28 protein-coding genes and 1 tRNA gene are annotated in these 23584 nt (G+C 51.7%); 10 read left to right on the top strand and 19 right to left on the bottom strand.

From position 1 onward, the window contains the following. Positions 1 to 226: 226 nt before the first annotated feature. The 3 genes from LBW88_RS06645 to LBW88_RS06635 form a co-directional block, all read right to left on the bottom strand. Positions 227 to 302 (bottom strand) — tRNA-Asn (locus LBW88_RS06645). A gap of 103 nt (positions 303 to 405) precedes the next feature. Continuing rightward, positions 406 to 1173 (bottom strand): DgsA anti-repressor MtfA, encoded by a 768-nt coding sequence (gene mtfA / locus LBW88_RS06640; RefSeq protein ID WP_224931528.1) that lies wholly within the window; start codon positions 1171 to 1173, stop codon positions 406 to 408. A 169-nt stretch (positions 1174 to 1342) separates the two neighbouring features. Continuing rightward, on the bottom strand, positions 1343 to 2023 hold the full coding sequence (locus tag LBW88_RS06635) for a hypothetical protein (RefSeq protein ID WP_224931529.1): 681 nt from the start codon (positions 2021 to 2023) through the stop codon (positions 1343 to 1345). A gap of 589 nt (positions 2024 to 2612) precedes the next feature. Between LBW88_RS06635 and LBW88_RS06630 the strand changes: the two genes are divergently transcribed. Both LBW88_RS06630 and LBW88_RS06625 read left to right on the top strand, forming a co-directional pair. Continuing rightward, positions 2613 to 3311 (top strand): phosphohydrolase, encoded by a 699-nt coding sequence (locus tag LBW88_RS06630; protein ID WP_224931531.1) that lies wholly within the window; start codon positions 2613 to 2615, stop codon positions 3309 to 3311. 76 nt (positions 3312 to 3387) lie between these two features. Then, positions 3388 to 3636 (top strand): hypothetical protein, encoded by a 249-nt coding sequence (locus tag LBW88_RS06625; RefSeq protein WP_200569651.1) that lies wholly within the window; start codon positions 3388 to 3390, stop codon positions 3634 to 3636. A gap of 46 nt (positions 3637 to 3682) precedes the next feature. Here the strand turns inward: LBW88_RS06625 and LBW88_RS06620 are convergent, their stop codons facing one another. Together LBW88_RS06620 and dcm are read right to left on the bottom strand one after the other, a co-directional pair. Continuing rightward, positions 3683 to 5284: a methyl-accepting chemotaxis protein gene (locus tag LBW88_RS06620; RefSeq protein WP_224931533.1), complete on the bottom strand. Its 1602-nt coding sequence runs from the start codon at positions 5282 to 5284 to the stop codon at positions 3683 to 3685. A 122-nt stretch (positions 5285 to 5406) separates the two neighbouring features. Continuing rightward, complete coding sequence (gene dcm / locus LBW88_RS06615) at positions 5407 to 6807, bottom strand: DNA (cytosine-5-)-methyltransferase (RefSeq protein WP_224931535.1); 1401 nt, start codon at positions 6805 to 6807, stop codon at positions 5407 to 5409. 127 nt (positions 6808 to 6934) lie between these two features. On the opposite strand from dcm, the gene LBW88_RS06610 reads away from it, so the two are divergent. From LBW88_RS06610 to dgcQ, 6 genes are all read left to right on the top strand, one after another. Then, positions 6935 to 7411, top strand: coding sequence for a very short patch repair endonuclease (locus LBW88_RS06610; RefSeq protein ID WP_224931537.1), 477 nt, complete (start codon positions 6935 to 6937; stop codon positions 7409 to 7411). Between the two features lie 70 nt (positions 7412 to 7481). Then, entirely contained in the window at positions 7482 to 7757 is a 276-nt protein-coding gene (locus LBW88_RS06605) for a hypothetical protein (RefSeq protein ID WP_034824504.1), read from the top strand. An 11-nt stretch (positions 7758 to 7768) separates the two neighbouring features. Then, complete coding sequence (locus LBW88_RS06600; RefSeq protein WP_224931539.1) at positions 7769 to 8680, top strand: DUF808 domain-containing protein; 912 nt, start codon at positions 7769 to 7771, stop codon at positions 8678 to 8680. 36 nt (positions 8681 to 8716) lie between these two features. Next, complete coding sequence (locus tag LBW88_RS26485; protein ID WP_255253243.1) at positions 8717 to 8851, top strand: hypothetical protein; 135 nt, start codon at positions 8717 to 8719, stop codon at positions 8849 to 8851. A 180-nt stretch (positions 8852 to 9031) separates the two neighbouring features. After that, a complete protein-coding gene (locus LBW88_RS06595; RefSeq protein ID WP_034824498.1) occupies positions 9032 to 9211 on the top strand; it encodes a YodC family protein in 180 nt (59 codons plus the stop codon). A 131-nt stretch (positions 9212 to 9342) separates the two neighbouring features. Continuing rightward, entirely contained in the window at positions 9343 to 10995 is a 1653-nt protein-coding gene (gene dgcQ / locus LBW88_RS06590; protein ID WP_224931541.1) for a cellulose biosynthesis regulator diguanylate cyclase DgcQ, read from the top strand. Here dgcQ and LBW88_RS06585 read toward each other — a convergent pair. From LBW88_RS06585 to yodD, 3 genes are all read right to left on the bottom strand, one after another. Beyond that, positions 10992 to 12212 (bottom strand): glycosyl transferase, encoded by a 1221-nt coding sequence (locus LBW88_RS06585; protein ID WP_224931543.1) that lies wholly within the window; start codon positions 12210 to 12212, stop codon positions 10992 to 10994. The genes dgcQ and LBW88_RS06585 overlap by 4 nt on opposite strands. A gap of 23 nt (positions 12213 to 12235) precedes the next feature. Next, positions 12236 to 13033, bottom strand: a complete 798-nt coding sequence (locus tag LBW88_RS06580; protein WP_224931545.1) for a mannosyl-3-phosphoglycerate phosphatase-related protein — start codon at positions 13031 to 13033, stop codon at positions 12236 to 12238. Positions 13034 to 13395: 362 nt separating this feature from the next. Continuing rightward, complete coding sequence (gene yodD / locus LBW88_RS06575) at positions 13396 to 13629, bottom strand: YodD family peroxide/acid resistance protein (protein ID WP_200569665.1); 234 nt, start codon at positions 13627 to 13629, stop codon at positions 13396 to 13398. Positions 13630 to 13947: 318 nt separating this feature from the next. Between yodD and LBW88_RS06570 the strand changes: the two genes are divergently transcribed. Beyond that, positions 13948 to 14106 carry a YqaE/Pmp3 family membrane protein gene (locus LBW88_RS06570; protein ID WP_100700845.1) on the top strand — a complete coding sequence of 53 codons (159 nt, stop codon included), beginning with the start codon at positions 13948 to 13950 and terminating at the stop codon, positions 14104 to 14106. Between the two features lie 67 nt (positions 14107 to 14173). Continuing rightward, positions 14174 to 14368, top strand: a complete 195-nt coding sequence (dsrB, locus tag LBW88_RS06565; protein ID WP_224931547.1) for a protein DsrB — start codon at positions 14174 to 14176, stop codon at positions 14366 to 14368. Positions 14369 to 14449: 81 nt separating this feature from the next. Here the strand turns inward: dsrB and LBW88_RS06560 are convergent, their stop codons facing one another. The 11 genes from LBW88_RS06560 to fliJ form a co-directional block, all read right to left on the bottom strand. Then, complete coding sequence (locus LBW88_RS06560) at positions 14450 to 16156, bottom strand: methyl-accepting chemotaxis protein (RefSeq protein WP_224931549.1); 1707 nt, start codon at positions 16154 to 16156, stop codon at positions 14450 to 14452. 176 nt (positions 16157 to 16332) lie between these two features. Beyond that, positions 16333 to 16968, bottom strand: coding sequence for a transcriptional regulator RcsA (gene rcsA, locus LBW88_RS06555; RefSeq protein WP_224931551.1), 636 nt, complete (start codon positions 16966 to 16968; stop codon positions 16333 to 16335). A gap of 629 nt (positions 16969 to 17597) precedes the next feature. After that, the gene (gene fliR, locus LBW88_RS06550) at positions 17598 to 18386 is read right to left on the bottom strand and encodes a flagellar biosynthetic protein FliR (protein ID WP_224931553.1); all 789 of its coding nucleotides are present in this window, start codon (positions 18384 to 18386) and stop codon (positions 17598 to 17600) included. Next, positions 18386 to 18655: a flagellar biosynthesis protein FliQ gene (fliQ, locus tag LBW88_RS06545; RefSeq protein ID WP_100700840.1), complete on the bottom strand. Its 270-nt coding sequence runs from the start codon at positions 18653 to 18655 to the stop codon at positions 18386 to 18388. The genes fliR and fliQ overlap by 1 nt, the downstream gene beginning before the upstream one ends. Positions 18656 to 18695: 40 nt before the next feature. Next, the gene (gene fliP, locus LBW88_RS06540; RefSeq protein WP_224932022.1) at positions 18696 to 19427 is read right to left on the bottom strand and encodes a flagellar type III secretion system pore protein FliP; all 732 of its coding nucleotides are present in this window, start codon (positions 19425 to 19427) and stop codon (positions 18696 to 18698) included. After that, on the bottom strand, positions 19427 to 19822 hold the full coding sequence (gene fliO / locus LBW88_RS06535) for a flagellar biosynthetic protein FliO (RefSeq protein ID WP_224931555.1): 396 nt from the start codon (positions 19820 to 19822) through the stop codon (positions 19427 to 19429). Before fliO ends, fliP begins: the two co-directional genes overlap by 1 nt. A gap of 2 nt (positions 19823 to 19824) precedes the next feature. Beyond that, complete coding sequence (gene fliN, locus LBW88_RS06530; protein ID WP_200569673.1) at positions 19825 to 20232, bottom strand: flagellar motor switch protein FliN; 408 nt, start codon at positions 20230 to 20232, stop codon at positions 19825 to 19827. Then, positions 20225 to 21232 (bottom strand): flagellar motor switch protein FliM, encoded by a 1008-nt coding sequence (gene fliM / locus LBW88_RS06525; protein WP_200569675.1) that lies wholly within the window; start codon positions 21230 to 21232, stop codon positions 20225 to 20227. The genes fliN and fliM overlap by 8 nt, the downstream gene beginning before the upstream one ends. A gap of 4 nt (positions 21233 to 21236) precedes the next feature. Then, the gene (fliL, locus tag LBW88_RS06520; protein ID WP_224931557.1) at positions 21237 to 21722 is read right to left on the bottom strand and encodes a flagellar basal body-associated protein FliL; all 486 of its coding nucleotides are present in this window, start codon (positions 21720 to 21722) and stop codon (positions 21237 to 21239) included. Between the two features lie 130 nt (positions 21723 to 21852). Next, positions 21853 to 23127, bottom strand: a complete 1275-nt coding sequence (locus LBW88_RS06515) for a flagellar hook-length control protein FliK (RefSeq protein ID WP_224931560.1) — start codon at positions 23125 to 23127, stop codon at positions 21853 to 21855. Next, positions 23124 to 23567, bottom strand: coding sequence for a flagellar export protein FliJ (fliJ, locus tag LBW88_RS06510; RefSeq protein WP_224931561.1), 444 nt, complete (start codon positions 23565 to 23567; stop codon positions 23124 to 23126). Before fliJ ends, LBW88_RS06515 begins: the two co-directional genes overlap by 4 nt. Positions 23568 to 23584 lie beyond the last annotated feature (17 nt).

The following is a 23584-nucleotide window of genomic DNA, read 5'->3' as shown; positions in this document are numbered from 1 at the left end:
CGCCAATTATAGGATGGAAAGGTTCATTTTTGAACCTTTTTGGCATTTTTACTGAAAAGATGGGGATAGACTGCTTTTATCTCTAACTAAAGGTTCAAAAATGAACCTTTAGCGCTCAAAGTTCGATACGTAATATTGTTGCCAGGATTTTTAGAGGATAGAGGATTGCAACGAGATGAAAAGCAAAAAGCCCGCTCAGGTTTCCCTGAGCGGGCTTCTCTAAATATGGCTCCTCTGACTGGACTCGAACCAGTGACATACGGATTAACAGTCCGCCGTTCTACCGACTGAACTACAGAGGAATCGTTTGAACGAGGCGAATATTAATGGCACCTCATTAATGTGTCAACAGCTAAAAATACATTTGTATTCAACTGGCTAGCAATAGTACAAAGCGATCGCGATTTAAGCAGAACCTGCTGCAAGACGCGCCATCGGGTCCTGATGATAAAACTGCTGTAAGTGGCGATACATCGCAGGAAAGCGATTCGCCAGCAAATCTGGGGCGCTGAAAAAGTACTCAGACAACACGGCAAAGCATTCGGCGGGGTCGCTGGCGGCGTAGGGATCGATGGTTGCCGCCTGTTCACCGACCAATTCAACCTCTGCTTCAATCTCTTCCATCGCCTGGAGCAGGTCTTTCTCCCATTGGGCGACCTCTCGTAAGGCAATGGCGGGAATACCGCTGGTGTAGCCACTGCCGCGTGCATCCAGTTTATGCGCGATTTCATGGATGACGAGGTTGTAGCCGGAAAGATCGAAAGAGTCCTGAATATCCAACGCGTTTAATACTACTGGGCCTTGCGTCCAGCTTTGGCCGGCATGCACCGCTGGAGCCTGGTGGACTAAGCCGCTGCTGTCTTCCCAACGGTCATCGACATTGAACGGTTCGGGATAAATTAACACTTCATGAAAGCCATCCAGCCACTCCAGACCGAGCTTCAATACCGGCAGGCAAAACAGTAAGGCAAGGCGAGCCAACTGCCGTTCGCTAAGTTGCAATCCGTTTAGCAGCGAGATTTTTTTTTGTTGCAGAAAACGTTGAGAGAGCACGATCAGAGCGCTTTGCTCTTCAGGCGTCAGCAGCGAAAAGATCGGTTGCGCCAGCGCCTGTTGCCAGGGAAGCGCTGTGACGGTTGCATCTACCTGCGCATTCCATGGCCATTTAAACATCGCGCGACTCACTCTGCAGGGCGGAAGGGGTATCCTGACGCGGCAAAGAGATAAATGCCAGCGCAGAATCAAAGCCGTATATTCAATCAGTTACTACAGGATTTTTCTGTGATTAAGATGGCAAAGCAGGAAAATCACCCTCACCCGAGCGGGCGAGGGCTGGAGACAGTTAACTCTCGCGTTCAACGCGCTGGAATTCGATCACCCAGACCCACGGGTTCACTTCCCAGCTGGTGGCGCCATACTGCTTTTGCCACGCTTTACGATAGGCTTCTTTCGGAGATTCAGCATTCATGTTCATGGTGAAGAAGTTATTCAGGAAGTGCGTATCGGTCTGCACGCCCTCAGCCATAATGTCATCTTCACTGATATCCTGAATCTTTTCAGCCTTCACCGAGGTAATTGCCAAATCGATACGACTGGCCCAGCGCGGCATATGAATCGCCGTTTGCCAGCCAAACTGCTCGGCATGTTCGACATCCTCATCCAACTGACCCAGTTCGTTGCTGTCAGAACGGTATTGACAGAAAGCGGGGCTGCGGAACGGCAAAGGATCGCGTTCATAGTCGGCGAGTTGCTCTTCAGGCACGATAGGGCCGCGCCAGGTTTCACGCACCCACAATCGGTCACCAGCCTGACCAAACGGGCAGTGTGAGCTGACATCTGCCATCGACATCAATTTGTAGCCATGAAGATGGTTGGCGCTAACGTCAAACGCATGGACGCCTTCGTGATGATCCTGACCCGGACCAAAGGCCTGAGTTTTCATGATGCGCCGGGTTTGCGTTTGCTGGCCAACCAACAGGGCGCGGACCCGCTGTTCGGAAAAAAGAATCGGCCGTTCTTTCATTACGTACCTCATGTAGTTTTACTCACCCGGAGAACTCCGACAATCACCTGCAACCGCAGATGAGAGAATTAGCATAATGGGTTTGAATCAATTTGCTTAATAATTTGTCGCCTTACTATCAGGCAATTCCTGCGTATTCCGGTTTTAAAAATGGCTCTTAAGCAAAATCCATGCTGTAAGTACCTTTGCAGGTGAGAGAGAGCCAGAAATATTCCCTATACAGTACGTTATAACGGCCTGGATGGGAAACTTTTCAGATTTCTCCATGGGCGTTTATCGCTTTTACCCTGAGTTATTCAGCATGTTTAACTGGAATAATTCAAAAGCGTGAATATTGTTGATGGATGAAATAGATTACTCCTGTTTAACAGAGTTATTTAACTTAAATGACACTAAGGAAATGCCTAAAACGTGATCTCCGCTAGGAAAGCGGCATTAACAACGTTATAACAAGATCGGGATCGCATTTTTACGCTTTGCACATCCAGGAAGGATGTAAAAAAAGTGTCACGACCAGACCGCTATGATGTCCCCAGGAGCAGCACCCTGAATTGGCGGTGCTTTTATAACAGCAATAAGGAGAAGCACGATGTCACTCACCCGCTGGCAACAACGCTACGAGAACTGGCTGCAGCAGAACTGGCTGCACGATGATAAAGCCCATGATATCGCGCACCTGCGCCGTGTCTGGATGAGCGCCACGCGCATCATGCAGCACAGTGCAGCCGATCCGATGGTGGTACTGACCGCCTGTTACTTCCATGACGTGGTCAACCTGCCCAAAAACCACCCAGAGCGCCATCTGGCCTCCACGTATGCCGCTGAAGAAACACGTCGTATTCTGCAGCAAGACTTCCCCGATTTCCCGCAGGAACTGCTGGAGGGCGTCGCCCATGCAGTCCAGGCGCACAGCTTCAGCGCACGTATCACGCCGCTGACGCTGGAAGCAAAAATTGTTCAGGATGCCGATCGCCTCGAGTCTTTAGGTGCTATCGGCCTCGCTCGTGTTTTCTACACTGCCGGGGCTTTGGGCCGCCCGCTGTTTGATAGCGAAGATCCATTAGGAAAAGAACGCGAATTGGACGATGTGAAATGGACGCTGGATCATTTTCAGAAGAAACTTTTGCGCCTGCCTGAAACGATGCAAACCGAAGCGGGACGCTTGCTGGCGGAGCATAATGCCGATTTTCTGGTGCACTATATGGGCAAGCTGTGCGCGGAATTACAGGGTAACCTGACCAGCATTGATGAATCAGTATTAAGGGATTTCAGCCCTATACACTCTTAATATTAAATTTTTATGACAGTCTGTTAACTTTCATCTTCTTCCGCTACGTTGTTGTAAATCAAAAGGGAGTATGAAGATGACCGAGACCGTTAACTTAACCATTAAAATTGACCCGGCACTGAAAGAGCACATCAAACAGTTAGCCGCCGATAACCAAATCTCCATGAGTCAGGAGATCGTTAACCGCCTGCAGGCCAGTTTACATGCTGTTGAGCAACCGGCGGTGGATAGTCTGAATACGGAAGAAGCGGTGACTGAGCAGCTCTCCGCGTCTGAACTGAAGCAAGTGCGTACGCTGCTGAAGAAAGGCAAAAAGAAGAAGTAAGCGATATTCAAAAACCCGTCATTGACGGGTTTTTTTATTTCGACAGTTAAGCGGCGTTGATGCGGAATTGCTGTGCCCGCTGCGCAAGCCGATCGGACAGTTCGCGCAATTGCGTGGCAGAATTGACCTGATGGGCGTTTAACGCTTCGTTTTGCTGTAGCTGATTACTCATTTCCACCACTTCGTGAGCAATTTTGCTGACGCGGTGGCTTTGTGCTGTGGTGTTTTGCTGCAACTCATCCAACTGCGTGACCACTCCCGATACCGCGCCGCTGATCTGCGTAAACAGCACTTCCAACGCCTTCACTTTGTCAAAACCATCATTCACATGCTGCTGGGTATGCTGAATCAAACCATCAATCTGACGTGTTGATTCGCCACTCTTTTGCGAGAGCAGCCCCATCTCTTTCGCGACTACCGAGAAACTGCGGCCGTACGATCCGGCATGTGCTGATTCAATGGCGGCATTCAACGAGAGCAGGCGGGTTTGCATCGACAGGCTATCCAGCATGCCGACAATCCCGGCGATATCGCCTGAGGCACTGACGATCTGCTGCATTTTGAGTTCCATGTTATCGACTTCCGTGGCGCAATTGCGCATCAGGGCATCGGCTGACTGAGCTTCCTGCGTGGCCTGCTGCGAGAATTGCGCACCAATTTCGACTTCCTCAGAAACACGGTGCAAACGCTGTGACAGATGATGGAAGCTGGCATTTTGCGTCTGGTGTTGTTGCATCACCTGTTCATTATGCTGCTGCATATCTTCTGCACCCGCCGCCACGCTGACAGCAACGGTATTAATGTCACTGACTATCTGTTGCAGGCCAAAGCGCATCGATTCGATCGACTGAAACAGCTGGCGCGTCTCTAAACACTGACGGCGCGGCGTATCATGGCTCGGAACTAAGTCACCCGTGGCAATCTGCTCCAGCTGCTGGTTGGCACGACGCAGCGGCAACAGCACGCCGCGCATCAACAAGCTGGAGGCGAGAACCAGCATTGCCATCAGAATGGCGCTCACGATCAGCGACATATTGCGACTTTGCTTCAACGTACTGAGGGTGTTTTGATTCACGCTGCTAAGCTGGTGGTTGGCTTGTTCAATCTCGCTAAACCAGGCATCGTTAAACTGCTGCTGAAATGCCTGCATCGGCACCATAAAGAAGGCGTTGATGTCATTGGCTGATAATCCTTTCAGCTGCTCTTGCAAACCTTCCGCTAACATCGCAAAGCCCTGAGCCAATGGGCTGTCTGCTTTAGCATGGTAAGCGGTGAACAGCGCCTGGGCTTTTTTTAGCGAATCTTCGGAGGCGGCGGCCAGGCTTTTCCAGCTATCGACCGAACCGCTTTGTTGGTCCTGCATTAAATAGATACCGGCGCGGTGACTATTATCGCTGGAGGTTAACAATTCGATACGTGCTTTATCCAGCAGGGCCAATCTTTCCCGCAGTTGGTTAGCTTGCTGCAGTGAAATTTGCGTCTGATTAACGTGATTGTTAAGTAGCAATACGCCAGCGAATTGCAATAAGCAAAACAGCACAATAAACAGCAGGAATTGACTACGAAGACTGGTAAGCCAAAGTGGCATACGCCAGTTAAGACGTGTACGTAAACGCAGCGGTAACGAGATTACGGAAAGGAGTGACATCTAACGCCCCCAAAAATAAAAAGGAGTATTGGGAGCGGGCGTGACAGTTTGGTGACAATAGACGCGATTCAGCGCAAAACAGCATAATACGCGTCCATAAAGGAAATTGTGGACCTGTGGCGCTAAGCGTTTTGGCTAAGGTGTTGTTCAATCAGCGGCGAAAGTAGCTTTGCCACAGCAGCAAAAACCGGTACCACCACGGAATTACCAAACTGCTTATAAGCCTGTGTATCTGAGACCGGAATACGGAACTGGCTTTTACCCGGCGCCTCAAATCCCATGAGTCGGGCGCATTCCCGAGGCGTTAAACGACGCGGCCGCTGAGCCATATTGCTGGCGTGCTGGAAATCCGCTTCACCTTGCGCCTGATCCCAGCCGCGATCGATCAGAATTTCCGAGCCGTCTTTATAATAGCGCGCTGACAGGGTGCGGACACACACGTTGGGATTGCGCGGGTCGTTGAGGCCAAAGCCGAAGCCATTGCCTTTGGCTTTGTGCTTTTTGGCGTACTGATAGAGATAGTTCCACAGTGTCGGTGACAGGATGTACTTCGCGTCGGGTGTTGGCTCCAGCAAACTTTGCAGCGATGGCACTTGTTGCGGATAGAGCTGTGATAGCGCGCGCAACGAAAAGCCGTCGCTCAATCCTGTGTCACGGCGAATACCAACCAGCACAATGCGTTCGCGATGTTGCGGCAGGAAATGGCGCGCATCTACCACTTTCGCATCCGGTGTCGCGCTGTCGGCCGCATCGGCGACGTCGTAGCCAAGTTCATCCAGCGTCGCCATTATGATGGCGAAGGTGCGTCCTTTGTCGTGGCTCTTCAGGTTTTTCACGTTCTCCAGCACGAAAAACGGCGGCTTTTTGGCAGCCAAAATACGCGCCACATCAAAGAACAAGGTGCCTTGCGCTTCACACTCAAAACCGTGGGCACGACCTAACGCATTTTTTTTGCTGACCCCGGCCAGTGAAAACGGCTGACAGGGAAAGCCCGCCAGCAGTACCTGATGATCGGGGATGGTCTGGTCGATGTGCTGATAAATCGCCTGTTCGTCAGTAAGTCCTGCGGGCTGCGTCACCAAACGAATATCGCTGTTGAACTGATGTCGTTGCGGATCGCTATAGTGATTGGCTTTATAAGTGCGGACCGCTTCTTTATTCCATTCACTGGTGAACACGCACTGGCCGCCAATCTGCTCGAAGCCACGACGAATCCCGCCGATGCCGGCAAACAGATCGACAAATTGAAATTTGGGCGCGGCGTAATGCGCAGGGCGTGAAGGCAATAACGCTTGCAGACTGCTGACTTCACCGCTGGAAAGGGCAGGGACCGCACTTTTGCCCTGACGAATACGATTCAGACGCGGCACGCTCCAGTCGCATCCACCCGCTTCGGTTAAGGTTTGCACCACATCGCGTGCGGCATAGATATCGAGAACCTGCATTAACAGCGATGTGGCGTCATTCGAAGGGGCAGAAAATGAGGAGGGTGAAACCGTCGCGGCGGGATCGATAGCAAGCATGCGTTTTTCCTTAACAGTGAAGCCGCTATGCTATCACTCCTCGCGTCTTCACACACTTGTTGCGCGTGCCTTTCGCTTTTACGCCAAACCGCTAAAGTTGAAGAAGCCCCAATAAAAAGGAGACGCCATGGTCGACGTCCATTCGCAAGCTATTCGCAGCAAAAATATGCGTGCCATTCGCAATCAGGACACGGCGATTGAGCAGCGTATAGCGTTGATTTTGAAAGATCGTGGCTTCAACTACCGTGTGCAGGATAAAGCGTTGCCGGGACGGCCAGACTTTGTTTTGCCACAGGAACGGGCGATTATCTTTGTCCATGGTTGTTTCTGGCATCGCCATCACTGCTATTTATTTAAGATGCCTGCCACGCGCACTGAGTTCTGGAATGGCAAAATTAACAGCAACGTTGAGCGCGATCGGCGTTACATCGGACAATTACAAGAGAGCGGCTGGAAGGTGCTGATTGTCTGGGAATGCGCGCTACGCGGTAAATTGCGTCTCGAAGATGGGGCGCTGATTGAACGGCTGGAAGAGTGGCTGCTGGCCGCCCTGCACAGTGGCGAAATCGATCATCAGGGCTTGCATCACTATCGCGTTGAATAGCTGGTGATTGTTGCTTTTAGCCGCCATAACGGTTTAGATCATCTCTTTCTCTGGGACGCGGAATCGAGCCATGAGCAGTATCAAACTGACGGTCAAACGCCTGTATCAACTCCGTGATGAGCGGATGGTGAACACCCACGCAACGGCACGCATTTATTTGGGCGAACAGTTGGTGGCCACCGAGGAGATCAGCGGGATGACGGAAAGTCCGGTGAGCAAATATGTGCACGCCGGCGATCTTGCCGGGCAAACACTTCGCGTTGAATGGGACTGTGCGGGCATCGCAGATATGTCAGTGACGGCTGTTGAGCGTTGCCCCTGTTGTCAGGATCACGAACCGGAATAAGGATAACAATTTTGGCAGGAACTAGTTTACTCACACTTCTGGATGATATTGCGACGCTGCTTGATGATATTTCAGTGATGGGCAAAGTCGCGGCAAAGAAGACCGCTGGCGTATTGGGTGACGATCTCTCGCTGAATGCGCAGCAGGTCACCGGCGTAAAAGCCAACCGTGAATTACCCGTGGTCTGGAGTGTCGCAAAAGGCTCTTTTCTCAATAAATTAATCCTGGTGCCGCTGGCGCTGATTATTTCGGCATTTGCGCCCTGGCTGATCACACCGCTGTTAATGCTGGGCGGCGCTTACCTTTGTTATGAAGGCGTGGAAAAGGTGCTGCATAGCCTGAATCACGATAAAGCCGAAAGCAGCCCGGAGGCACGTCAGCAGCGTCTCGACAAGCTGGCGCAGCAGGATCCACGACAGTTCGAGAAGGATAAAATCAAAGGTGCGGTGCGCACGGACTTTATTCTTTCAGCTGAAATTGTGGCGATCACCTTAGGGATTGTTTCTGAAGCCCCCCTGTTGAATCAGGTACTGATTTTGGCGGGAATCGCGATTTTGGTGACGATTGGTGTTTACGGCATCGTGGCGATGATCGTGAAAATCGACGACCTCGGATACTGGCTGCGAGAAAAATCTTCCACCCTGGCACAAGCGACTGGCGGGGCGTTACTTGCGCTGGCACCCTGGCTGATGAAAGTGTTAACAGTGGTAGGCACGGTGGCGATGTTCCTGGTCGGCGGCGGCATTATTGTGCACGGTATCGCGCCGTTGCATCACGCCATCGAGGAATACAGCAGCGGCTTCCATGGCGTGGTCTCCGCTTTGCTGAGCAACGGTGCCAATCTGGTACTCGGCTTCATCATTGGGTCGATCGTGCTGTTAGCGGTAAATCTGGTTGCGAAAGCACGCGGTAAATCGGTATAAAGCGCAGGAATTTATCAATCACGGGTCAGGAGAACGATGATGAACGACGATATGTTTGAATTTGATATCGATGCGCAGCTGGAACAGGCTGAAGCGAAAGCGGCTGAAAAAGCCAATGAAGTCCCGGCTGATATCAGCGACGAAGCGGACTGCGAAGGTTGCAAAATCTGATTTCCCACCCGGGAAAGTGTTTCAAAGCCGATAATAATTTTTATCGGCTTTTTTTATAAACAATATTTTACACTGCTTATTCCGATTTCGTCACAGTAATAGCATTATCCTATAGGCGTAAAAGCTGCACAGCTGCTATAACTTTATCCGTTCATTCAACGGAAAAAGGGAGGGCGCGGTATGACCTTTGCGATCAGTGACGAAGTTCAGCATAAAGAGGGCGGACCCACGATGGTGGTGACCGGCTATGCCAGCGGAATGGTAGAGTGTCGTTGGTATGATGGCTATAGTGTGCGCCGCGAGGCGTTCCGCAGTGACGAACTGAGTCATTTATCCGGAGCGCGCCAGCTGGCCAGCTAACAGCCTGCGGGACGGTTAATCCGTCCCGTTGTCTTATTACCTATCTGATTTTCCTTTGATCCTTGCCTGTACGACTTATCTCCAACTGACTACACTTTTCGCATTCCCCCTCTCTTCGCATACGGTTGCCAATGCCCACTTCGCTTTTGCCGCAACGCGCAGGTAATCCGTTCTTGCCGGTGCACCTCTGCTTTCTGGCGGTCTTTTTATTCTCTGCATTTCTTACCGTGCATGAAGCGATTGAACTGAAGAATAACTATGAAGAGCGTCAGCGCGCGCAGCTCGCGGAAATACAGAAAAACCTCGACAGCCGGTTTCAGGAAAGCATCGATGAATTGACGTATTACGAGAGAATGCTCAACTATGCGTTGATGCATCCGCTGGATTCCAATCAAACGCGCGAAGCCATTACCCTGTTTCAACAGTTGCGCCAGCAAACGACATGGCAATTAAAATTGGCCAGCCTGCGCAGTATGCCGCTGAATGGCGTGAGTGACAGTTGGTTGATGCGCGATCCTTTGCTGCAGCGTAAAAGCGATCACATTAATTCGGAATTGCGCGCCGCAATGGAATTCAGCTTCATCATGCAGTTCAGCGATCCAGGACAGGATTTTCACTCACGCTTTTGGTATATCTCGCGCGCCGGTTTTTTTATCAGTTCAAGGCCACCGCAAAGCCCGCAAGAGCTGATAGAAAGCTATACCACCATGACGGAGCGCCCCTATTTTCGCGATCAGGCACCGGACAATCCGCAGCGCGGCCGATTGCACTGGAGTGAAGCCTATCAGGGCGAATTTCAGGAAGGGTTGATGATGACGGTGAGTACGCCGATCGTCAGTCATGGTTATTGGTACGGTGTGCTGTCGATGGATTTCACTCAAACGCGAATACATACGTTGATGACCGAAGCACGCCATAGCTTGTTACAAGGCAAGTTGCTGATGGTCGACCGCTCGCTGAATGAAATCACCCGCTTGCATGCACCTGACGATGAGACGCTAACGTCTGAACAGCAGGCGCGTCTGGAAGCGCAAATCAGAGAGCAGCCCGCTGGTGTGATGCGCCTAGGCACCCAGTTTGCCAGCTGGAGCAAATTAAAAAATGTGGATGCGTATATCGTTAACATTCAGAGCCTGAAACAGGGAATGTCACAGGAGTTAGGCAGCGTATCGCTGTTTTTACTCAGCATGTGGTTGCTGTTCGTGCTGCTGCTACTGGTGGCGCATCAGGTTATTATTCGTCTAGTGCGGCGCATGGCCGATCTTTCCGCCAAGCTCACCTGGCGCGCCAATTACGACGGAATGACGCGACTACTCAATCGCAATGCGTTCTTTGAACAGTTTGTCGCGTTGGCTGCGCACAGCCAGCAGCAGAAGAAGCCGATTGCGGTGATCCAATTGGATGTCGACCACTTTAAGAACGTGAACGATACCTGGGGGCATGCGGCGGGCGATCAGGCATTGATGCGAGTAGCGGGGGTGATCAGTCGGACACTGCGCAAGTATGACGTGGCGGGGCGTATCGGCGGTGAAGAATTTTGTATTGTGTTACCAGAAACCACCTTAGCGGATGCCCAGGCGGTAGCGGAGCGCATCCGTGTCCGGCTGGCGGCAAAAACCATCCTGGTGAATTGTAATTCGACGTTCAACATCACCCTGTCGGCCGGCGTGACTGGCAGTGAAGAGCAGGGCGATTATCATGCAGAGAGCCTGCAAGCCACCGCCGATCGCCGCCTGTATCTGGCGAAAACCGGCGGTCGCAACCGCGTGGTGGCAGAAGATTAAACCTTGCCTTCGTTATCCTCTTCGACCGCCTGATAAATCCGCTGCAGGATATCCGGGAAAGCCGATTGCACGCGGCTCCAGCTGGGAATAAACGGCTTCTCATTGGGGCGCTCAATAAAGGATTGCCCGGCGTCGAGTATCGCCTGAGTGAACATCTCGACCGCCGCTTCTTCAATATGCTGATCAAACTTCAGGCCGTTCATTGTCGCTTCGTGGTTGTAAATCTCCATCATATCCAGCGCATTGCGATAATAAGTGGCTTTCAGCACGCGGAACGAGTCGCTGGTGAGCGGCACGCCCATGGTTGCCAGCTTGCGCAGTAGCGACTGCACAATATCATTGCTCATGCGCTTCAGGCCGCCAGTGCCGTCCTCTTCTGCCAGCGGCTGATGTTTATGATCGTAGTTATCGGCAATCTCTACCTGACAGGTTTGTCGCGTGGTGTAATTGCGGTAAATCTCCGACAGCACGCCAATTTCCAGCCCCCAGTCGCCGGGAATTTTAATGCCGTTCAGCACATGGGTGCGCATGGCAAATTCGCCAGACAACGGATAGCGGAAGCTGGTGAGGTAATCGAGGTATTCAGAGTGGCCATACACTTTTTGCAGCGAGCGCAGTAACGGGCCCACCAGCAAACGACCGACGCGGCCATTCAGCTTGCCATCGGCCACACGGGCATAAAATCCCTTGCAGAATTCATATTGAAACGCGGGGTTGGCAAGCGGATACAGTAAACGTGCGAGCATGCTGCGATCATAGGTGACGATATCGCAGTCATGCAGCGCCACACACTGGGTGCGATCCGAGGCTAACGTATAACCGGTACAGAACCACACGTTGCGCCCTTTACCCGGCTGGCTGGGCGACAACCCTTCTTTATCCAGTTCAGCATCCAGCGCCTTTAAACGTGGGCCATCATTCCACAGGATGCGATGGCGTTGTGGCAGACGGGAAAAGAACTCGCGAGCAAAGAGAAACTGGTCGCGGTCAGCACGATCGAGACCGATGACGATCTCATCCAGATAAGGCACTTTGGCCAGTTCATTGACGATGTTATCCAACGCCGGACCTTCCAGTTCGGAGAACAGGGAAGGCAGGATCAGCCCCATTTTGCGTTTACGCGCGAAACGCACCATCTCTTTTTCCAGCGACTCGACGCTGCGTTGGGTGAGATTATGAAAGTTAGTAATGACGCCATTTTGGTAAAAATCACTCATTTTCTCATCCTTAGGTCAGGCGGTTAATCGGGTTGCGCGAGAAAATAGTCCAGCCCTTCACGCCAGCCTTGCGGGCCAACATGCGCAGTGTGATAAACATTCTGTTGATCGTGGCGTGAGAGGATCACCGGAGTTTTACTGAATCCTTTAATGACGACGGCATAATCGACCTGCTCCAGCATCGGCACATCATTGGGGCCATCGCCGAGGCCGATAGTGGTGCGCTTCTCCCCGCTGCGCTGTTCGAGATGCTGCTGCAACTGTTGCAGTGCGATGCCTTTACCGCAGCCCGCTGGCATCACATGCCAGAATCGTCCGCCCTGAGTGAGCGCCAGGTTGTGTTCCGCCAGCGCAGCGCGAAAATCCTCCAGCTTTTCACTATCATCGCGCCAGAGTATGACTTCTGAAGCATCGCGCAGTCGGCTCTGGCTGGCTTCGGCTAACGTTAAGCCGGTGAAGCGGGCTACTTCCGCATCGCTAAAGTCGTGAAAACCGCTGAAGCGGAAAGTGGATTGCAAAGTTTTAAGCGAGTGGCACAGCGCCAGATAGCTTTCGCCCGGTTCTTCAGCCGCAATCTGCTCGCCATCGAAAGCGATAAAGGCGCCGTTTTCAGCGATAAAAGGGGTTCCGGAGAGACCCAGGCGTTTTTGTAAGGGGATCATTTCTGCGGCGGTTTTACTGGAACAAAACACCACAGGAATCGCCTGCTGTTTCAGGCGCGCCAGCCATTCACTGGCGGCATCCCAGTTGTAATCATGATGATCCAATAGCGAGCCATCGAGATCGGTCACAATCATCAGCGACGAGTTAAGTCTGAGCATCTACACACTCCTTACGCCAGGCGCGTCCGTAAAGCAGAGAGTAATCAGTATAATAGCGTTATGACGATCACACTTTTTTGTGAGCCTGCCACGTCAAATTCCAGGATAAATCTTAAAACAAGTCGGTAACGAAATGGAACGTGCACAAATTGCGCATATAAGAAACACAGCAGGCACAGGGTGTTTTCGGTAACAAATGGGGAAGGTCATGCATTTTTGTTCGTTATACGCACAAGATTGAGACTTGTCTTGTGTTGACTAAAGCGTAGTCTGAATCAGGTGTTAAGAATTTCCTGGTGTAACGAATTCACTGATTTATTTAACCCGGCCATCCCGCCGGGTATTTTTTTATGAAATCGATTTCAACGGTTAACTTCAGTGATCGAGAAGTCACGGATATCGAGTTCAAATGCCTCAGCCAGTTCTGTATAAGAGTCATAAGCTTCACCATTCACTTTTACCCGATGAGCGTGTTCCGCTTCCATAAACTCTTTTACCTCGCCCGAGGTTTTCTTCTGAATCGCTTCCAGCAATGCATCAACGTCGATATTCACTTCGCGCTGTACGTTGTCACTGTACTCTTTTGCGGTGGTCATAATGGGCCTCCCAGAGGCGATGAGATACTTACTCAGTATAGACAACAGGGAGAAGGGGCAGAGTGGGGCAAATGGCAGGCAAAAAAAAGCCCGCGCTGCGCGGGCAAAAATCCTTGTTACTTTTAGGTTGACTGCGCCTTTGGGGTTGGTGCAGTACGAAGAAGTGTACGGGCTGCCCGCGTCAGAAGTCTCTCTGCGTAGTGTTAAGAAAGTGAAAAGCTGAGGTCTGACAGAACTTTACCCGCCTGTCATCTCATTATTGGAATCAGCGACTATGCTTAGAGCTTGACGATAAATAAGTGATATCAGGGAGTTAGTATGGATTTTATTCGAATTGTGATTGCGATTTTACTGCCACCAGTGGGCGTATTTCTGCAGGTGGGCTTCGGCGGCGCCTTCTGGCTGAATATTCTGCTGACGCTGTGCGGTTATATTCCGGGCATTGTGCATGCGGTATGGGTAATCGCCCGACGCTGATCCGGATCAGGCGGCTGCCATTTTCTTCCGTTACACTGTATTCAGGACAATATCTGGAGAGTAATCAATGCAGGTGAATGACCGTGTAACGGTAAAAACCGATGGCGGCCCACGTCGCGTGGGTACGGTACTGGCAGTGGAAGGTTTTAACGAAGGGGTCATGTATCTGGTGGCGCTGGAGGATTATCCGCTGGGAATTTGGTTCTTCAATGAAAGCGACCATGCGGAAGGGGTCTTTGTTGAACCCTACGAGGAAGCCTAAAAGCGGCATAAAAAAATCAGGTGCACATTGATGTGCACCTGATGTGTATTAAGTGAAGGTCATCCTGGGTGGCCGGATGAATTAAAACGTTTCCCAGTTATCATTACTGCTCGCAGCCGACAGAGCGGGACGCGGTGTCAGCGTAGGGGCTTTCAACGTTCCTGCGCTTGAAGCCATTACGCGCGAGGCTGGCGAGTCATTCAATTTAAACGCGGATACCGCCTGCGTCAGACGGCCTGCCTGATCTTCCAGCGACGCTGCTGCTGAAGACGCTTCTTCTACCAACGAGGCGTTCTGCTGCGTGACGTTGTCCATCTCGGTGACTGCCAGGCTGACCTGCTGAATGCCACGGCTCTGCTCATCAGAGGCTGCCGCGATTTCCGACATAATATCGGTCACGCGACGTACCGCTTCGACGATCTCTCCCATGGTCGTACCGGCTTCGCCTACTTGATGTGAACCGTTATTAATCAGGTCGACCGACTCAGCAATCAGCGATTCAATCTCTTTTGCAGCCTGAGCACTGCGCTGAGCCAGATTGCGCACTTCACTCGCCACCACGGCAAAACCACGGCCTTGCTCACCGGCACGTGCCGCTTCTACCGCCGCGTTCAGTGCCAGAATATTGGTCTGGAAGGCGATGCTATTAATCACGTTGGTGATTTCAGCAATCTTCTTCGAGCTGCCGGAGATATTGGTCATAGTTTTCACTACGCCATGCACCAGTTCGCCACCGCTGCGGGCTTTACCGGAAGCATCCGCAGCCAGTTGGCTGGCGTGATGGGCGTTCTCCGCATTTTGCTTCACGGTCGCGGTGAGCTGCTCCATGCTTGCAGCGGTTTGCTCCAGCGCGGAAGCCTGCTCTTCCGTACGTGAAGACAAATCGGTGTTACCGGCCGAAATCTCACTCGACCCCTGATAGATGGCGACAGCGCCTTCGCGGACAGTGCCGACGGTGCGCACCAGTGCAGCCTGCATCAGCTGCAGGTTATGTAACAGGCTGCCGATCTCGCTACGGCCATAAGCTTGTTCCGGTGCTGTCAGGTCGCCCTGAGCAATGCGCTCAATGCGCTCAACCGATTGACGCAGTGGGCTGATCACCACACGACGCAGGAAGACGAAGGTGAGGAGCACCAACAGCAGCGCGGCAGCAAAGGCCACGACCATGGCAATAAAGCCCACACGTGACTGATGCGCGGCTTCAGCGTTGATTGCCTCGGCGCGGTCGGTACGAATCTTAATGGCTTTGAGTAACACCGCGTTATACGCATCATCTAACTTACGTGTGACGTCGGTTTCCTGCGCCACAATCCCTTCAAAGCTGCCTTGCTTCGCCGATTCAATCATCGGCTTCAGGCCCTTATCGATATAGTCATTAAAGGCCGCCGTGAGCGGCGTATCCAGCGCGATATCCTCTGGCGTCTTCGCTTTGCGGTCCATATAGATTTTAAAACCGTCGCGCGCTTGTTTGATGCGAGTTTCGGTGCGCGCCAGGTCGGCGCGATAGCCATCCATCTCGCCAATACGGGCGGCGGCACCTGATTGCAATACGTTAAGGCGAGCAGTACGTAAATGGTTTGAGCTATTAGAGATACCCATACGGATTTGAATTTCATCCGTGGCATCATTGAGGGAATTATTACTCTGGATTAAAAAATAGCTGGCGAGGCCGATACACAGGGCAAAAAGCAGCAGAATGCCACCAAAGATCATGCTGAAAAGAGGCATCAGGCGCAGGTTCTGCCAGATGCTGAGCTTATATTGCTCATCAATCGATGCTGTTTTCATATCCTTGCTCTCATTTTGGGTAGGTGTTCTGAGAACAAGCATCGGCAGTTAACGGCAAAGGATTAGGCAGCGAAGTGAGACCTGGCTCGCAAATCTCAGCAAAACGACAAAGGGCCAATCTGCGGATTGGCCCTTTGTCGGCTACGGCTATTTACTCAAACTGTTTACAGGCAAGACTATCGCACGTTGACATAAATACCGGAGGTCACGTTATCGGTAAGGCGCACCACATGATAAATAACCTGTTTATTATGTGTCTTAATTTTGCGTTTAATATTACCTTTGTGTGACGATACCGTTTTGGCTTTAATTTGCATCTTGTCTGAAATTTGAATGGTGCCATGTCCTGACATCCACATTTTCAGCATATTTGATTCAGTCTGACTTAATGTCAGTGGATGAATATCCAATCCTGCAGAAATACGCGGGGTAGCGTTGAGTTTCTTTTGCAGGTAGGTGCCAAGCAGTGAATCCAGCGTCGAAGTTTTTACCGATTTTGATGTAATAATCAGGTTCTTACGAACGTAGAGATATTCCTCAAAATGGATATTCGAGATCGCCATAAAGATAAAAAATAGCGTATCTGGATGCTGCATAATAATGGCGCGGATACGATCGCTGGAATCAGCTTCATGAATGAAACATTCTTCATTAATAAAGACGACACCAGGTTTAAGCTGTTCACATCTTTGTTGCAGTTGTTCAATATCAGAGACCGGAGTGATATTTTTCTTTTTAACTCCTTTGGCCGACATATAGTCTGATAATCCGAGGCGTGTGTAGTTACATGAATCCATAATAATCGTTGGCATTATAGCGACCCTCACCAATTTGTTATCCGTTTAAATCAACGATGAATACGCGTTTGCGGTACGAGAGAGATTTCCAAAGACACTTTTTTATTCTGCTCGGCAGATTGGCGAATGATATCCGTGCGCCATCATGACTCTATCCCTGAACCCTTCTGCGAAGTTTATTGTGTTACTTCCACGTCACTCTTGTCCCCGCGATAGTGGGAATCGCCGGGAGTTTGCATTAAGTGTGTAATTCGCTCTGTTTTTGAGAGCCCTGTCACTATCGCGCAAGTCACAGACAAATCTGATAGGACAATTCTTAAAAACATTTGAATCGCGAAAGTGTGACGTTTCAGCGAGTGTTGACAATGCCGGAAAAAAGGGATTTAGACAAGAAAAATCGCTGTAATATTTTTTTTGTTTAAAAACAGCCCTTTGAGCATTTATTCAACCAATTCACAAGGTTTATCGCCTTAGGAATCGTCTGACTAAAATACGCGAAGCGCCGTTTAATAAGAATAATTTTCACCTGAAATGCGCATTTATCAGAATAACCTCAGTTGATTTCTGAGAAATATGGTTCGAAAAATGCACAGATTGATTTTGAATACTTAACTATTGCATAAGAACTACTACAGAATGGTTAATCAGCGTGCGCGGGAGAGTTCTGACACAAACTGCGCGAGTAAATCAAAGACTTCGCCGAACAGATGTTCACAGAAGGGGGCGAGCAGCGGCATCATCATACCCAGGCTGAGGATCCCCACCGTTAAGGTAATCGGAAAGCCAATCGCGAAAACCGACAGTTGTGGTGAAACACGGTTTAACAAACCTAGTGCCATGTTTAGCGTGAGCAATAAAACAATTAAGGGCAGCGCTAACATCATGCCATTAAGGAAAATTAAACCGGCGGACTTCACCAGCGCCATAAAAGCATTGGCGTTGAGTGGTTGATCGCTAATCGGCAGGGTATGAAAACTGTCCACCAGCAGCGAAATCAGCCACAGGTGTCCGTTGAAGGTGAGAAACAGCAGCATCGCCAGCATATCGAGAAAACGGGCCAGCACCGGCATGTTGAGGCGGCTACCAGGATCAAAGAAGGTGGCAAAAGATAAGCCCATCTGTAAACCCACCACTTCACCGGCCATGCGCACAGCGGCAAACGCCAGCTGCATGGTCAGGCCGATCCCGACACCAATCAGTAATTGCTGTAACAGGATCCAGAAACCCGCTGGGGTAAATAACGTGACTTCTACCGGGGGCAGCACGGGAATGACAATCCAGGTCGTCAACACCGCCAGGCCCACTTTCACGCGTTTGGGAATGGATTTCTCACTCAGCACCGGCGCGCTGGCAAACAGTGCCAGCAAACGTACCATCGGCCAGAAAAATTGTGCGACCCAATGGACCAGCTGGCTGCTATCGAGATTAATCATCAGCCGATGATATAAGGCAGGTTGGTAAACAGATTACGCATGTAATCCAGCACCAGATTCAGCATCCATGGACCGGCAATCACCGCGGTGGCGGCAACGGCAAGAATCTTAGGAATAAAGGAGAGCGTCTGTTCGTTTACCTGCGTTGCCGCCTGTAACAGACTAATGATCAAACCGCTGACCAGCGCCGCCAGCAACAGCGGGGCGGCGAGCATCAGGGCAATTCGCATCGCTTCCTGGCCGATGACCATGACCGATTCGGGTGTCATGCTGCGCTCCTGTAAGAAAAAGGGCGAGGGCGGAAGCCACTCAGGAGTAGAAACTCTGCGCCAGTGAACCTACCAGCAGCTGCCAGCCATCCACCAACACAAACAACATCAGTTTGAACGGCAGGGAAATGGTCGCTGGCGGCACCATCATCATCCCCAATGCCATCAACACGCTGGCAACCACCAGGTCGATGATCAGGAACGGAATGAACACGGTGAAGCCAATCTGGAAGGCGGTTTTCAGTTCGCTGGTAACGTAAGCCGGCAGCAAAATACGCATCGGCACCGCCTCCGGACCTTCAATCGGCGCGGTATTGGCAAGACGAGCAAACAACGCTAAGTCTGCTTCACGCGTCTGGCGCAGCATAAATTCGCGCAGCGGCTGGGCGCCTTTATCTATCGCCACGTCCATGCTGATTTTGTCCTGGCTGAACGGCAAATAGGCATCGCTGTAAATTTTGTCGAAGGTCGGCGCCATAATAAAGAAGGTTAAAAACAGCGCCAGCCCCAACAGCACCTGGTTCGGTGGCGCCGAGGGCGTACCCAAAGCATTACGCAGCAAACCGAAAACAATGATGATGCGGGTGAAGCTGGTCATCATTAGCAAAATGGCTGGAAGGAAGGTCAGTGAGGTGATGAACACCAACGTCTGCACCGGCAACGACCAACTCTGGCCGCCATTCGCCAGCGGCTGGCTGACCAGACCTGGCAACTGCGCATGGGCAACCGGTGCCAGCAACAGCAGCGGCAAAAGGGGAAGCAATCGACGCATCATTGGGGTTTTCCGGGACGTTTAACCAGATTCTGAAACAGCTGACGAAAATCCTGCGGCGCCACGGCTTTGTTCACCAACTCTTCAGGTGGCACCGGTGGCAGTGAATGCAGATGGGTAATTTGCTGGGCAGTGACGCCCAGTACTAAACGCGCATCGGCGGTATCAACAATCACCACACGTTCCTGGCGGCCCACCTGCACGCTGGCGCTGATTTTCAGCGCCTGGGTGTTGACGGTTTTCGGGGCAAAGCCGAGGCGTTTTGCCAGCCAGCCACAAGCCAGAATCAGCAGAACAATCACTGCCAGCACGCTGCTGACTTGTCCAATCACCGAACCGGTAGAGACCACCGGCTGGCTATGCACCGGCTGGCCGATTTGCGCGTTCTTTAACATGCTTAACGGCTCAGACGACGCATACGTTCAGATGGCGTAATAATGTCGGTGATGCGCACGCCATATTTGTCGTTCACGACCACGACTTCACCCTGAGCAATCAGGTATCCGTTGATCAGAATATCCAGTGGTTCACCGGCCAGGCCATCCAGCGCCACCACGGAACCCTGCGTCAGGCGCAGCAGCTCTTTGATGGTCATCTTGGTGCGACCCAGTTCCACGGTCAGTTTGACCGGGATATCCATAATCAGATCGATGTCCTGCAGCGAGCCACTGGCACCGTTGCTTTCAAACGATTTGAAAACGTTCTCTGTTGGATCAGGCGTGCTGGTGGTTGTCTGCTCGTTCATTGCCTCAGCCCACAGGTCGTCCGCAGAAATATCATCGGACGGTTTTTTGCTGTCACTCATCGGGCTGTTCCTCGTTCAGCGAATTCAAAATCGGGTTAATCAGGTGTTCAACACGCAGCGCGTACTGGCCATTTATGGTGCCATATTGGCTGGTCAGTACCGGTACGCCATCGACGTGAGCAATAATGCGGTCCGGCTTCTCAATGGGCAGGACGTCACCAGGTTTCAGTTGCAAAATACGTGACAGGCGCATCGATGTTTCTGCGAAGTGGGCAATCAGCTCCAGCTCCGAGTGCTGCACCTGTTTCACCAGATTGTCGCGCCAGTGCGTATCTTCCTGACGGGAGTTTTCCAGTGGTGGATTGACCAGCAGCTCGCGCAGCGGCTCAATCATTGAAAACGGAATACAGATATTAAATTCACCGACCAGGTTGCCAATCTCCACCTGGAACGGGGTATTGACCACGATATCGTTCGGTGAGGTGGTGATGTTGGTAAATTTCACCTGCATTTCCGAACGGACGTACTCAACATCCAGCGGATAAATGGCTTTCCAGGCATCGCTGTAACCATCCAGCGCCAGCTTCAGCATGCGGCGGATGACACGTTGCTCGGTATGGGTAAATTCACGGCCTTCCACTTTCGTCGGGAAACGGCCATCACCACCAAACAGGTTATCTACGGCGATAAACACCAGACTCGGTGAAAACACCACCAGCGCAGTACCGCGCAGCGGTTTCAGGTGGATCAGGTTCAGGTTGGTTGGCACCGGCAGGTTGCGTGCGAACTCGTGGTAAGGCTGAATCTTGATCGCACCGACACTGATATCCGGGCTACGGCGCAGCAGGTTGAACAGCGCCATACGAAAATGACGGGCAAAACGCTCGTTAATGATCTCCAGCGCCTGCAGACGCTCGCGCACCACGCGACGCTGGGTATTAGGATCATAAGGACGGATATCGCCATCGGTCCCTTTGGAACTGTTCTCTACTTCCGCACTGTCACTGTCGCCATTAAGCAGCGCGTCAATCTCAGCCTGGGAGAGAATGCTATCGCCCATTAAATCACCTCAAAATGAAGGCGGTAAACAGCACGTCACTGACCACCTGCGGGGGTTGAGCTTTTACCAGTGGAGGTGCCAGCGCCTGTTTGATCTGCTCAACCAGGGCCTGTTTGCCTTGTTCGGTTGCAAGCTGCGCGGCATTTTGACGCGAAAGCAACAACAGCAAACGGCTGCGCACTTCAGGCAGGTAATCGTTCAACCGACGTCGGGTATCCTCATCCGGCAGACGCAGCGTAAAGCCTACGTACAGCACACGATCGGGATCGTTGTCAGGATTGACCAGGTTAACCGTAAACGTATCCATTGCAAAAAATACGGGGGCGGCCGGTGGCTCAACTTTCGCCGCTTCCGGTTTGTCACCCTCGTGTTTATTCATCATTCGCCAGACTGCATAGCCTGCCACGCTGCAAGCGGCCAGAGTTACAATCAGTAACACCGGTATTAGTAGTGAACGTTTGCGGCCTTTAGCTTTCGCGTTATCAGACATGTTTGCAGTTACTTCCTGTGAATTATGGGCAAGCCTCTCGGCTCGCCTGGACAGATTATCCCGCGTCTTAAGTCAAACAATGGGAAGAAAAGACGCGGGTTTTACGCTTACCTTCAGCGTTTAGCCGCTGTCAGGCAAAGATATCGACAGCGCCGTTACCTGTCACGCGCGCCTGTAGGGCTGCCGGGACGGCAATAGGCGTTATCTCGTTTTCACTGTCCTGGGAGAGGGTAAAGCTGCCGTGCTGGCCATCACGACGTCCTTCCTGCTGGCCCTGATAATTCTGGCTTTGTGCGAAGGCGTCGCTGCTGACATTACTCTGTCCCAGGTTTATACCGCTCTCCGCCAGCGCTGTACGCAGCTGAGGGAGAGCCGCTTCCAGCGCGGCCCTCACTTGGCTGTGGCTGGAAACCATACTTAACTGCGCCTGATCCTTGTCGAGGGTCAGGTTGATCTGGATTGCACCCAAATCTTCGGGATGTAAGCGCAATTCGGCATTTTGCTGTCCGTTGCGACTGAACATCACGATTTGCTGGCTTAACGCCTGCTGCCACTCATTGCTGCCGAGTTGGGCATTCAGCATCGGCGTCGACGGGGTAGTGCTGGCCGTCGCCGTACTGTTGGTCAGTGTGCTACTGCTGCTGACCGGGGCGCTGGTTAATGCCGTTACCGTGTCGCTTTGGCTATCACGACGTTCTTCCGGTTTGCTGAGCGTGCTCAGCACCTGCTTAAAACTTTCATCCAGTGACAGTGCGCTATTGCTGGCCGTGGTACTGGCCGTATTGCTGGCGGCAGCGGCACTGCTACTGGTTTGCGTGGTGCTGGCATCTCGGCTGACGCCGCTCAGCACATCGCTGGATTTTTTGTGAGACGTACTGTCTGTCTGCGCCTCTTGCTCATCTTTCACTGCGCTCTGCAGCGTTCGGCTTAACAATGTCCCGTTGAGCGTAGCGCCTGCTTCAGCTGATGTCTTATCGGTGCTGGCGCTCTGGCTGTTACGCGCTTCTACTGCAACCGGTAACATGGCGAACAGCGCCTGCACATTCTGTAAGTCGCTGGCACTTAACGAACTTGCCTCAGTCTTGTCTTTATCATCGGCTGATTTCAGCGTGGCTTTAGTGTTTTCCGGTTGTAAAAGTGCGTTTAACGCCTCTGGTTTGTCCAGTGCCTGCAATAACGCGCTTAATGACGCTTTTGTGACGTCTTTTCCATCGACTTCTGCTGACAGATCAGTCGATTGCGTGTTAACACCTTGTTGCTGAGCCAGCGTCAGTAAGCGGTTACCCAGTTCAGTGATAAAACCCTGTGGCAGCGCATCTGTACCCAGTAAATTGTCCGATGCTACAGCACTGCCTGCATCGCTAACTTTAGAGGTTTGCGTAACCAAATTTGGCAGCGTAATCATTCGCCTCTCCTCATTGCGGCCCGTTGGGCAAATTCATCCATCCGTTTCTGGTCGAGACGGTTTTCTTGTCGTAATGCGTTCTCTTCAGCGCGGGTGATCAGCGTCTGATAGGCATTCAGGCGTTTATGCTTCTCTTGCCAGTTGCTCAACGCCTGATCCAGGCGCTGATTCCACTGATTAAGCTGCTGCCGATGCTGTTCAATGGCTTTTTCCAGCGTCTGAATAAATTGGTGGTAATTGGTCCAGCGCAGGCTGGAAATGCCGCCTGACATATCGGTGTTGAGCTTGTTGCGATACTCATCCTGATAATCGAGCAGCATGGAGAGTTGTTCATCTGCCTGCTTCACGCCACGGCGCATATCGCCTAAATGAATCACGGCCTGTTCCAGATCCTGCTCCGCCATGTCACGTAGCTTGTCGATAGCATTGGCAGTTTTCATGGCTTACCTCGCTTTAG

This window comes from Pantoea sp. alder81, assembly GCF_020179835.1.
In the GTDB taxonomy this organism is placed as follows: domain Bacteria; phylum Pseudomonadota; class Gammaproteobacteria; order Enterobacterales; family Enterobacteriaceae; genus Pantoea.
The sequence above is the reverse complement of the archived record's forward strand: the minus strand, read 5'-3'. Positions and strand labels throughout refer to the sequence as shown.